Genomic DNA, 12,190 nt, shown 5'->3' with positions numbered 1-12,190 from the left:
GCGCTCAGTCCATCAACTGCTGCGACAGATAGACATGGTGCAGCGCCCACCGACGCGCGTTGAGCATCGGGTCGGAGTCGTTGGAGTGCCCGCCGTCGGTGTTCTCGAAGTACAGATACGGCAGCCCCATGGCCTCCAGCTTCGCGGCGAACTTGCGCGCATGGCCCGGGTGCACACGGTCGTCCTTCGTGTTGGTCGTGATGTACGGCTTGGGGTAGCGCACGCCCGGCTTGAGGTTCTGGTAGGCGGAGTACTTCGAGATGAACGCCGCGTCCTCGGGGACGAACGGGTCGCCGTACTCGCCCACCCACGACGCGCCCGCCGGCAGCTTGGGGTAGCGCATCATGTCGATGAGCGGGCTCTCGATGACGGCCGCGTTGAGCAGCTCCGGATGCTGCGTCATCACCACGCTGGTGAGGACCCCTCCGTTGGAGCGCCCATAGATGCCGATGTGACTCGGTGAGGTGAGCTTGCGGCGGACCAGGTCCTCCAGCACGGCGGCGAAGTCGTCGAACGCCCGCTGACGATTCTCGCGCAGCGCGGCCTGATGCCAGCGCGGGCCGAACTCGCCACCGCCCCGGATGTTGGCGACGACGTACGCCCCACCGCGCTCCAGCCACAGCTTGCCCATCTCCGGCAGGTACATGGGCGGCTTGGAGACCTGGAAGCCGCCGTAGCCGTACACCACCGTCGGCGTGACGCCGCCCGCCTTGGGCTTCAGGGGCCGCACCAGGAAGTACGGCACCCTCGTCCCGTCCTTCGACTTCACCCAGAACTGCTCCACCCGGTGCTTCGTCGCATCGAAGCGCGCCGGCAGCGACTTCACCTGCTTCACCGAGCCCGACGCCGCGTCACCGAGCCACAGCGACGTCGGCTCCAGGAAGCCCTCCGCGCCGGCGAACAGCTTCTCGTGCGAGGACGACGTGGCGACGATTTCCACCGCCGCGTTCTTCGGCATCGCCAGTCGCTTGCGAGTCCAGCGACCCTTGTTCGACGAGTAGACATCCAGCGCGCCCTTCACGTCCTCGTACAGATTGACGAGCAGCCGGGTGCGCGTGGCCGACACGCGCTCGATGGCCTGACGCGGACCGGGCTGGAAGATGAGCGTGGGCTTCGCCTTCGCGGCGTCCTGCTTCAGCGCGTCCAGCGACCAGGCCAGCAGCGCACCCTGCTTGAAGCGGCCCCAGTCCTCTTCAATCGTGAAGACGACCTGTCCCTGGACGAACGCCTGGAAGGACACCTTGCGCGGAAAGGGCAACCGCACCGGCGCCGCGTCTCCGAGCAGGAACAGCTCCGACTCGTAGAACGTCACCGCGCGATTGATGAGCACCCCTTGGAGCTGCCCGTCCGCGTCATGCAACACAATGGGGGAGGCGGACACATCCTTGCGCTCGCCCCGGAAGACCTCGGTCGCCTGCTCCACCGGAGTGCCGCGCTTCCAGCGCTTGAGCACGTAGGGGTAACCGGACTCGGTGAGGGTGTCACCGCCCCAGTCCTGACCCACGAGCAGCGTGTCCATGTCCAGCCACGACACGGACGGCTTGCCCTCCTTCAGTCGGAAGCCGCCCTCGACGAACTGCTTCGTGCCCGCGTCGAACTCGCGCGACTCCACCGCGTCCTTGCCGCCGTTGGAGAGGAAGACGACGCATCGCAGGTCCGCGGGGGGCAGGCAGTCGTGGCCCTTCAAGACCCAGGGCGCGCCCTCCTTCTTCGCCAGCGCATCCACGTCCAGCACCGTCTCCCAGGGGATGGTGGCGCTCGCGTAGCCGTCCGTCGTGGTGTGCCGCCACTGGCCGCGCGGGTTCGTCGCGTCCTGCCAGAGGGTGTCCACGCCACCGGCGCGGAAGGACGGCGTGGGGATGCGGTCCGTGGCGGTGAAGATGCGCAGTGCTTCGGCCTGGAACGGCTCGAAGCGCGGGTCCTTCTCCAGCACCGCCTCCGTTCTGGCGTTCTGCGCGCGCACCCACTCCAGCGCCCGCTGCCCCTGCACCTCCTCCAGCCACAGGAAGGGGTCCTCCTCCGCCATCGCCGAGGAAGCGGTCAACAGCCCGGTCAGCAGCGGCACGACAAACAACCTGCCCATGTCCACATCTCCTGATGGCGGTGCGGCGCGGCCTCCAACACGGCGCGCCAGCTCCCATTCCGATGGGCCAGCTTCGCCCAACCCCGGCGCCCTGGCCACCCGCACCCCGTGCTCCCACCCACGACACGCCGAGTCCTGCCCTCGCGGGCTCAGGGAATGAGCAGCACCTTGCCCGTCGTCTCACGGGCCCGCAGCGCGCGGTGCGCCTGGGCGAGGTCCGCGAGCGGATATCGCTGGCCGATGAGCACCTCGACCTGACCCGAGCCCACCAGCGTGAACAGCTCGTCGTAGCTCCGCGCGAGCAAGCCCGGCACACCGAACAGCGGCCAGCCCGAGAAGCCCGTGACGAACTGATTGCGGCTGTAGAGCCCCAGCACCTGCGCCGAGTCCAACTCGCCGAGCTGGTGCGTCGCCGCGCCGCCGTAGATGACGAGCGTGCCCTGGATGGCCAGCACCTCCAACCCGAGCCGCCGCACCTCCCCGCCCACCTGGTCGTAGATGACGTCCGGGCCTCGCCCCTCCGTCTCCACGCGGACCCGCGCCGGCCAGTCCGGCTCCGCGTAGCTCACCACCACGTCCGCGCCGAGCCTCCGCGCCACCGCGAGCTTCTCCGGCGTGCTCGCCGTGGCGATGACGCTCCGGGCCCCTTTGAGCCTGGCGAGTTGCACGAGCCAGGAGCCGACGCCCCCAGCCGCCGCGTGGACCAGCACCGCCCGCCCCGCCGGAGGCACGTGCGCCAACATCCACAGCGCGGTGAGCCCCTGGAGCATCATCGCCGCGCCCTGCTCGAAGCTGATGGCATCGGGCAGGGGCACCAGCAGCGATGCCTCCACGACGAGGGCCTCGGCGGCGGCGCCTCCCAACCTTCCCGCGACGAAGAGCGGAACGACTACCCGCGCGCCCACGCCCACCCCCGTCACGCCCGGCCCGAGGGCGTCCACGACTCCCGCCGCTTCCATGCAGGGGATGAAGGGAAACTCGAGCCGGACAGGAGCATCTCCCTGCCGAATGACGGTGTCCCCGAAGTTGAGACCGATGGCCTTCACTCGCACCCGGACCTGTCCCTCGCCGGGCGTGGGAGTCGGGACTTCTTCGTACGTCAGCACCTCGGGCCCACCGTTGCGGGCCAGCCTCACGACCTTCATGCGTGCACCTCCGGAAGGCAGTGAGCCATGGCCTCGCCAATGGCCTCTACCCACTTCGTCGTGGGATACCCACCTGGAGGTCAGCATGGAGCGACGACGATGAAGAACCTTCCCGAGGTTCCGGCCGAGCGGGCGCTGCGAGTAATTGGCGGGCGCTGGAAGCTGCATGTGCTGTGGCATCTGCTGGAGCACCGGCGCCGCCTGTCCGAGCTGCAGCGCCTCATCCCCGGCATCACCCAGAAGGTCCTGATTCAGCAACTCCGTGAGCTGGAGGCACACGGCGTGGTGAGCCGCGAGGTCTTCGCCGAAGTTCCGCCCCGCGTGGAGTACGAAGCGACACCCCTGGGCCTCACCCTGCGGCCCCTGCTCGAGTCCCTGTGCTCCTGGGGACGTCAGCACGCCCAGGCACGGGGAGCGCGCTGATCACCCCACCGTCCAGAACTTCCCACGCGGTCAGCCGTTCAGAGTCGACATGACCCTCCCTGTCCCGCGCCTCCTCGGGGTGCTCCGCGCCCTGGGCCTCGCCGCGTCAGTCCTGCTGGTGCCTGGCCTGGTGCTCGCCGCCCGCCCCAATGCTCCGTCTCCCGAGGGTCGCGACCGCCCCCTCACCTTCGTCTCCACCGACAAGCCCTTCTACCGCCCGGGAGAGTCCGTCCTGGTGCGCGGGCTCGTGCTCCAGGCCCTCACCCACAAGCCCATGACGGGCGGAGTGAACGCCGTCATCGAGGTTCGCGGCCCCCGGGGAGACCTCATCGCCCAGGGCCGGGTGTCCTCCCCTGAGACGGCCTGGGGCTACTCGTGGTCCATCCCCGCCGGACAGGCCGGTGGTGAGTACACCCTGCGCGTCAGCGACCCCTGGACGTCCGGAGCCCCGGTGGAGCGCAAGTTCGAGGTGCGTGCCTACCGCGCGCCCCGCCTGAAGACGCAGGTCCAATTCCTCCGCGACGGCTACGGCCCCGGGGACACCGTCACCGCGACGCTCGACGTGACACGCGCCGAGGGCGGCGTGCCCGAGACGGCGAAGGTGTCCGCCACCGCGCTCGTCGACGGCGCCAGCGTGGCCGAGCAGACCTGCGCGGTGGACCCGCAGGGCCGCTGCACCGTCCGCTTCAACCTGCCGAAGGCCATGGAGCGCGGTGAAGGGACGCTGGCCTTCACCATCCAGGATGGCGGCGTGGTGGAGACGGCGGCGAAGACGATTCCCATCCTCCTCCAGACGCTGGACCTGGCGATGTACCCGGAGGGCGGTGAGCTGGTGGCGGGGCTGACGTCGCGCGTGTACTTCGAGGCGCGGACTCCCGCGAGCAAGCCCGCGGACCTCACGGGCGTGGTGCTGGATACGAAGACGGGCAGGATTGTCGCCACCGTGCGCTCGGAGCACGAGGGCCGGGGCCGCTTCGAGCTCACCCCTCGCGCCGACACGAGCTACGCGCTGCGCATCGACTCACCGGCCGGCATCAAGAAGACCTTCCCGCTGCCCACCGTGAAGGCGACAGGCGCGGTCATCCGCGCGCGCGAGGATGTGATTGCGCCGGGCGGACTGGTGCGGCTCGTCGTGAGCAACACGGGCGTGGGCCGGACGTCGGTGACGCTGAGCCAGCGCGAGGTGCGCGTCGCCTCGGCGGTGCTCGACGCCGAGGACGAGAACCCCGTGACGCTGGACCCGGGCAAGGCGGATGGCGTGCTCATCGCCACGGTGTGGGACGCGGACGGGCGGCCCCTGGCGGAGCGACTGGTGTTCCGCCAGCCCGCGAAGGAAATCACCGTGGAGCTGAAGGCGGACCGCACCCGCTATGAGCCGGGCGCGTCCGTGGAGCTGACGGCGCGCACCCTGCGCGGCGGCGAGCCCGTCTCCGCGCTGGTGATGCTCACCGTCACCGACGACGCGGTGCTGCAGCTCCAGGAGAAGCGCGAGCAGGCACCGTCGCTGCCGGTGATGGTGCTGCTGGAGCACGAGGTGAAGGAGCTGGCCGACGCGCAGCTCTACTTCGACAAGACGAACCCGAAGTCGCGCCTCGCGGTGGACCTGCTGCTGGGCACCCAGGGCTGGCGGCGCTTCGCGTTCATCCACCCGCGCACCTTCATGTCCAGCCACGGAGACGCGGCCCTGCGGACGCTGGCGATGCATGCGTCGCTGCGGTTGCCGGGCCTGCGAGACAAGGCGGACCGGAATCAACGCCTGCCCAAGATATCCAGGCGGTTCATGCGGGCCGAAGCGGTCCCGGAAGAGGTGGAGAAGGAGGAGGGCGCGGGCGATGGCCTGGCGTTCAGGGATGAAGACAGGGCCCTGATGGGCGCGGTGGCTGCTCCCGCGGCCGCCGTGGCTCCCGCGCCCCCTGCCCCTCCCGCGGCCGAGCCCGTTCTGGCCAGGGCGCCAGAGATGCAGGCTCCGGCGGACCTCAAGGTGGCGATGGAGGTCCTCGAGGCCCCCATCCAGGATGAGCAGCCCCGGAAGAAGAGGGCGCACGCCGGCCGTGGGATGGCGGCTCCGGTGTGGCAGGAGCCGGGGGTGCCCTCGTCGTTCATCTACCTGCGTGAGTACGCGCACGTGACGCGACCGGGCCGCAAGTCCGGGGACCGGGTGGACTTCGCGGAGACGCTCTACTGGAACGCGGGCGTGCGCACCGACGCGCGCACCGGCGAGGTCCGCGTGCGCTTCGCGACCAACGACTCCGTGACGACGTTCAAGGCCACGGCCGGCGCGGTGGGTGACGGGGGCGAGCTGGGCTCGGCCGTGGCGGAGCTGGAGTCCTCGCAGCCCTTCTACGTGGAGCCGAAGCTGCCGCTGGAGGTGACGTCGGGTGACGTCGTCCGTCTGCCGGTGGCGCTGGTGAACGGGACGGACGCCGCGCTGACGGGTGTCTCGCTGAAGGCGGAGCTGAAGGGCGACGTGAAGCTCAGCGGCAACCGGACCATGGACCTGGCGGCGAACGGGCGCGGGCGACAGCTGCTCTCCCTGGAGATTGGCCAGCAGTCGCAGCCGGTGGACCTGAAGCTCATCGCGAGCACGGGCAACTACACCGACACCGTCACCCGCACGCTGTCCATCAAGCCCCGAGGCTTCCCGGGCAGCGTGTCCTTCGGCGGGCTGATGTCCTCGAAGAAGCCGGCCACGCACACCATCACCCTCCCCGACAGCGTGCTGCCCGGCAGCGTCCGCGCGACCATCGCCCTGTACCCGGGCCCCGTGTCCAACCTGACCGAGTCGCTCGCGCGCCTCATCCGTGAGCCGAGCGGCTGCTTCGAGCAGACCAGCTCCACCACGTACCCCATGACGATGGCGCAGCAGTACTTCCAGACGCACACGGGGGTGAACCCGGAGCTGGTCGCCTCCGCTCGCGAGAAGCTGACGTCGGGCTACCAGCGACTGGTGGGCTTCGAGACGAAGGAGCAGGGCTACGAGTGGTTCGGCGAGGCCCCGGGCCACGAGGCCCTCACCGCCTTCGGCCTGCTCCACTTCACGGACTTGCAGCAGGTGCACAACGTGGACACGCAGATGCTGCTGCGCACGCGCGAATGGATGCTGAAGCAGCGCGACGGTCAGGGCGGCTTCAACCGCAAGCGTCGCGCGCTGCACGTCTGGGTGGAGGACCCCGACACCTCCAACGCCTACATCACCTGGGCACTGCTGGAGAGCGCTTCCCAGAAGGCCGCCACGGCGAAGGAGCTGACGCGCGAGGTGGCCGCGGTGAAGCAGGCCGCGACGAAGAGCACCAACAGCTACGTCGTCGCCCTGGCGGCCAACGTGCTGTCGCTCGCGGGTGACAGCGCATCAGCCCGGTCGCTGATGGGCAGGCTCGCGAAGCTCCAGCAGCAGAACGGCGTGGTGGGCGGCGGCACGCAGTCCATCGTCGGCAGCTCGGGGGACACGCTCGAAATCGAGACGACGGCGCTGTCCGTGCTCGCCTGGCTGCGCGAGCCGGAGTACCTGGCGAACGTGCAGCGCGCGATGAAGTACATGGCGGAGTCCAGCGACGGTGGCCGCTATGGCGCGACGCAGAGCACGGTGCTCGCGCTGCGCGCCATCATCGCCTACGACAAGGCCCACGCGGCCAACGTCTCCCCGGGACGGGTGCGCGTCTTCGTGGAAGGCCGTCCGGTGGGTGAGCCGGTCAGCTTCACGGGTGCTTCGCAGGAGGCGCTCAAGCTGCCGGACGTGAGCAAGCTGCTCGGCCCGGGAGGGCGTCAGTTGGAGTTGCGCATGGAGGATGGCTCGGAGCTGCCCTACACGGTGGAGGTCACCTTCAACGCGCTGGTGCCGGACAGCTCCAAGCAGACGCAGGTGTCGCTGGAGGTGGCCCTGGCGAAGCACGAGCTCATCGAGGGCGAGCCCACCGAGGCCCGCCTCATGGTCCTCAACCGCACGGGTCAGCACCTGCCGACGGCGGTCGCCATCTTCGGCGTGCCCGGTGGCCTGGAGGTGCGGCATGACCAGCTCAAGGAGCTGGTGAAGCGCAAGGTGGTGGATGCGTACGAGGTGCTGGGACGCGACGTCGTCCTGTACTGGCGGGGCATGGAGGCGAAGAAGCGCATCGACGTGCCGCTGTCCCTGGTGGCGTCGGTGCCCGGCACGTACACCGGTCCCGCGAGCCGCGCGTACCTGTACTACACCGACGAGCACAAGGTCTGGACCGAGGGCGTGAAGGTCACCATCGCCCCGAAGTCCTGAGTCACTGAAGCCCACATGGAGCTTCCAGGGGGCCTGCGTCGAAGCACGGCCTCCTGGAAGCTTCTGCTGTTGCAGCAGAAACCCCGGAACAGAAACACCATGAGTGCGACTCCTGGTCGCCTCCGAGGTATCGTCGCGCGGAGTACGAGGAGCCACGGCCCCACGCGATGAGCCGGCGTGGAGCTTCCCACGGCGCCTGCGCACAGAGCCGACATGACCTTGTTCCGCTCGCTGAGTCTGGGAGTGCTCGCGGTACTCGCCGTCCTGGTGGGTCTCGCCACGACCTTCCCACGGGTGCCGGTGCTCCCCCGGAAGGAGTTCGTGGGGGGGCCCGGGGCCCGGCCAGAGGCGCTCACGGCCCAGGACCGGCCGTACACCTACGTGAGCCTCGACAAGCCGATGTACCGCCCGGGCGAGCAGGTCTTGATTCGCGGCCTCGTGCTCGAGGCCCTCAGCCGCAGGCCCCATGTCGGCGCCCGGCGCGGGCAAATCGAAATCACGGGGCCCCAGGGAACCATCGTCGGACGGGGCGAGGTGGAGACCTCGGACGCCGTCTGGGGCTACGCCTGGCCCATCCCTCGCGACCTGCCCGGCGGGGGATACACGCTCGTCGTCAACGACCCCTTTACGGGCACCGCCCAGGTGATGCGCAAGTTCGACGTGCGCGACTACCGTGCCCCCCGACTCAAGTCCCAGATTGCGTTCCTCCGCGACGGCTACGGCCCCGGTGACACCGTCACCGCCACCCTGGAGGTCAAACGCGCGGAGGGCGGCATCCCCGAGGGCGCCAAGGTCACCGCCACCGCGCTCGTCGACGGCAAGAGCGTCGCGGAGAAGCCCTGCGAGGTGGATGCCCAGGGCCACTGCACCGTGAGCTTCGAACTGCCCGAGGCCATCGAGCGCGGCGACGGCACGCTCTCCTTCACCCTCCAGGATGGTGGCGTGGTGGAGACGGCGGCCAAGACGATTCCCATCCTGCTCCAGACGCTCGACGTCGCCCTGTATCCAGAGGGCGGAGACCTGGTCGCGGGGCTGACCTCGCGTGTCTACTTCGAGGCGAGGACGCCCATGCGCAAGCCCGCGGACCTGACGGGCGCGGTGGTGGACCTCGCGACGGGAAGGGAGGTCTCCGTCGTCCGCTCCGAGCATGAGGGCCGCGGACGCTTCGAACTCACACCCACCGCGGGTGTTCGCTATGCGCTGCGCGTCGACTCACCCGCTGGAATCAAGAAGACCTTCCCGCTGCCCGAGGTGAAGGCCACGGGCGCGGTCCTCCGAGCGAAGGACGAGGTCATCGCCGCTGGCCAGAAGGTGCGGCTCGCGGTGGACACGGCGGGCGTGGGCCGCACGAAGGTGACCCTGAACCAGCGCGACGTGCGCGTCGCGGAGGCGACGCTGAGCGAAGACGGCGACGTGACACTGGAAGCCGGTGTTGCGGACGGCGTGCTCGTCGCCACGGTGTGGACCGAGGATGGGCGCCCGCTCGCGGAGCGACTGGTGTTCCGCCAGCCCGCGAACGCACTCTCCATCGAGCTGAAGGCGGACCGCGCGCACCATGCACCGGGCGACGAGGTGGAACTCACCGCGCGCACGCTGCGCGACGGCAAGCCCGTCTCCGCGCTGGTGATGCTCACCGTCACCGACGACGCCGTCCTCCAGCTCCAGGAGAAGCGCGAGCACGCGCCCCTGCTTCCGGTGATGGTCCTGCTGGAGCCCGAGGTGAAGGAGCTCGCCGACGCGCACCTCTACCTCGACACCTCGAACCCCAAGTCCCCGCTCGCCACGGACCTGCTGCTCGGCACCCAGGGGTGGCGCCGCTTCGCGCTCGTTGATCCGCTCACCTTCATGGCGGACCACGACGAGGCCGCAAGGCGCGTACTCGCGGCCCACACCTCGCGACGATGGCCTCCCTCTCCTCCGGAAGCGGAGCTACGACGCGGCAGGGGCACGCCCCCCGGCGCCAAGAAATGGAACAGGGGGTACTTCGACCCGAACGCCCAGAGGGACCTGCTCGCCTCGGCGTACCTGTTGATGGAGGGGAATGAGCGGCCGTTCGACCCGGCGCGCGGCAACCCCTTGGAGCTTCACGGCGCGCTGGCGAAATTCGAAGGCATGAAGGTCGTCGGCTTTTCACGGGTACGGGACACCCTCGTGTATCAACGCGAGTACGCCCACCTCGCATCACCCGACCGACAGAAAGGCGAGCGGAGGGACTTCGCGGAGACGCTCTACTGGAGCGCGGGCGTGCGCACGGACGCAGCCACCGGTGAGGCGCGGGTGCGCTTCGCGATGAGCGACTCGGTGACGACGTTCAAGGCCTTCGCCGGGGCGGTGGACGTGGACGGCGCGCTCGGTGCATCCGTGGCCGAGCTGGAGTCCGTGCAGCCCTTCTACACGGAGCCGAAGCTGCCGCTCGAGGTCACCTCCGGCGACGTGGTGCGCCTGCCGGTGGCGCTGGTGAACGGGACGGACGCCACGCTGGCGAACATCGCGGTGAAGGCGGAGGTGAGCGGTGACGTGAAGCTCACCGGGGACGCGCCTCGGGACCTCGCGGCGCGAGCGCGTGAGCGGCGACTGCTCACGCTGGAGATTGGCCAGCAGTCCCAGCCCGTGGAGGTGAAGCTCACCACGAGCGCCGGCGGCCACACGGATGTCGTCACCCGCACGCTGGCCATCCAGGCCCAGGGCTTCCCGGGACGCGAGTCCTTCGGCGGCGCGCTGTCGCGGACGCAGCCCGCGGTCCACACCCTCACCCTGCCAGACACGGTGGACCCCGCCAGCATCCGCGCGTCCGTCGTCGTGTACCCGGGCCCCCTGGCCAACATGACCGAGTCGTTCGCCCGTCTCATCCGCGAGCCGACCGGCTGCTTCGAGCAGACCAGCGCCACCACGTTCCCCATGACGATGGCGCTCCAATACTTCCAGCGGCACCCGGGAGCGCGGGCGGAGCTGGTGAAATCGGCGAAGGAGAAGCTGGAGAAGGGCTATCAGCGGCTGCTGGGCTACGAGACGCCGGAGCAAGGCTTCGAGTGGTTCGGCAAGAGCCCCGCCCACGGAGGGCTGACAGCCTTCGCCCTGCTGAGCTTCACGGAGATGCGTCAGGTCATCGAAGTGGACGGGGCCATGCTGGCGCGCACGCGGAACTGGCTGCTGAAACAACGCGACGGGCGAGGCGGCTTCACACCTCCAGGAGACCAGGCGGACACCTCCAACGCCTACATCACCTGGGCCTTGCTGGAGAGCGCACCCCGGCCCGCCGACATGGCACGGAACCTGGAGCGCGAGGTCGCCTTCGTGAAGAAGAGCGCGGCGAAGAGCTCCAACAGCTATGTGACGGCGCTGGCCGCCAATGTGCTGTCGCTCACCGGCGACCACGCGGGCGCGAAGGTGTTGATGGCCCAGCTCGCCAGACGCCAGGGGAAGACGGGCGAGGTCGAAGGGGGTTCGCAATCCGTCGTCGGCAGCACGGGGCAATCGCTGCTCATCGAGACGACGGCGCTGGCGATGCTGGCGTGGCTGCGAGAGCCCGCCTACCTCACGAATGCGCGGCAGGCGTTGAAGTTCCTCGCGCGCTCGAACGACGGCGGGCGCTTCGGGTCGACGCAGGGCACGGTGCTCGCGCTGCGCGCCATCCTCGCCTACGACGTCCACGCCATGAAGCCGGCACCGGGCAAGGTGGGACTGTTCGTGGAGGACGTCCTGGTGGGCGAGCCCGTGAGCTTCGAGGCCTCCGCGCAGGAGACCCTCAAGCTGCCCGACATGAGCGGCCTGCTCGGCCCTGGAGGACGCCGGGTGGAGCTGCGCATGGAGGGGAGTTCGGAGCTGCCCTACTCGGTGGAGATGACCTACAGCGCGCGGATGCCGCGCGACTCGGAGAAGAGCCTGGTCGCGTTGGAGGTGTCCCTGTCGAAGCAGCAGCTCACCGAGGGCGAGCCCATCGAGGCACGGCTCATGGTCCTCAACCGCACGAACCAGGCGCTGCCATCGACGATGGCCATCTTCGGCGTACCGGGCGGGCTGGAGGTGCGGCATGACCAGCTCAAGGAGCTGGTGACGCGGGGACTGGTGGACGCCTACGAGGTGCGCGGTCGCGACGTCGTCTTCTATTGGCGCGGCTTCAAGCCCCGCATGCGCCTGGAGGTCCCCCTGTCGCTGGTGGCCACCGTGCCCGGTACGTACACCGGCCCGCCGAGCCGCGCGTACCTGTACTACGCGGACGAGCACAAGGTCTGGGCCGAGGGCCTGAAGGTCTCCATCACTCCGAAGACCTGAGACCTCCGCGCGGCGGCCAGG

The 12,190-nt window shown here is 69.6% G+C and carries 5 protein-coding genes; 3 read left to right on the top strand and 2 right to left on the bottom strand.

What is annotated here, in order from left to right:
• Window positions 1-4: 4 nt before the first annotated feature.
• Together HUA75_RS14220 and HUA75_RS14215 are read right to left on the bottom strand one after the other, a co-directional pair.
• A complete protein-coding gene (locus HUA75_RS14220; RefSeq protein ID WP_174460810.1) occupies window positions 5-2,083 on the bottom strand; it encodes a prolyl oligopeptidase family protein in 2,079 nt (692 codons plus the stop codon).
• A 149-nt stretch (window positions 2,084-2,232) separates the two neighbouring features.
• Window positions 2,233-3,228, bottom strand: a complete 996-nt coding sequence (locus tag HUA75_RS14215) for a zinc-binding dehydrogenase (RefSeq protein WP_174486707.1) — start codon at window positions 3,226-3,228, stop codon at window positions 2,233-2,235.
• Window positions 3,229-3,327: 99 nt separating this feature from the next.
• Between HUA75_RS14215 and HUA75_RS14210 the strand changes: the two genes are divergently transcribed.
• From HUA75_RS14210 to HUA75_RS14200, 3 genes are all read left to right on the top strand, one after another.
• On the top strand, window positions 3,328-3,651 hold the full coding sequence (locus HUA75_RS14210) for a helix-turn-helix domain-containing protein (protein ID WP_141641356.1): 324 nt from the start codon (window positions 3,328-3,330) through the stop codon (window positions 3,649-3,651).
• Window positions 3,652-3,700: 49 nt separating this feature from the next.
• Window positions 3,701-7,897 carry an MG2 domain-containing protein gene (locus tag HUA75_RS14205; protein WP_174486706.1) on the top strand — a complete coding sequence of 1,399 codons (4,197 nt, stop codon included), beginning with the start codon at window positions 3,701-3,703 and terminating at the stop codon, window positions 7,895-7,897.
• Between the two features lie 213 nt (window positions 7,898-8,110).
• Window positions 8,111-12,169, top strand: coding sequence for an MG2 domain-containing protein (locus HUA75_RS14200; protein WP_174486705.1), 4,059 nt, complete (start codon window positions 8,111-8,113; stop codon window positions 12,167-12,169).
• Window positions 12,170-12,190 lie beyond the last annotated feature (21 nt).

The sequence above is a fragment of the Myxococcus sp. CA040A genome (genome assembly GCF_013336725.1).
Classification (GTDB): Bacteria; Myxococcota; Myxococcia; order Myxococcales; family Myxococcaceae; genus Myxococcus; species Myxococcus llanfairpwllgwyngyllgogerychwyrndrobwllllantysiliogogogochensis.
This window is presented reverse-complemented; position numbering and strand designations above follow the sequence as displayed.

Bases quoted from the DNA above. Each gene is read 5' to 3' on its own strand.
- HUA75_RS14220 (WP_174460810.1), bottom strand. From the start codon at position 2,083: ATGGGCAGGTTGTTTGTCGTGCCGCTGCTGACCGGGCTGTTGACCGCT.
- HUA75_RS14215 (WP_174486707.1), bottom strand. From the start codon at position 3,228: ATGAAGGTCGTGAGGCTGGCCCGCAACGGTGGGCCCGAGGTGCTGACG.
- HUA75_RS14210 (WP_141641356.1), top strand. From the start codon at position 3,328: ATGAAGAACCTTCCCGAGGTTCCGGCCGAGCGGGCGCTGCGAGTAATT.
- HUA75_RS14205 (WP_174486706.1), top strand. From the start codon at position 3,701: ATGACCCTCCCTGTCCCGCGCCTCCTCGGGGTGCTCCGCGCCCTGGGC.
- HUA75_RS14200 (WP_174486705.1), top strand. From the start codon at position 8,111: ATGACCTTGTTCCGCTCGCTGAGTCTGGGAGTGCTCGCGGTACTCGCC.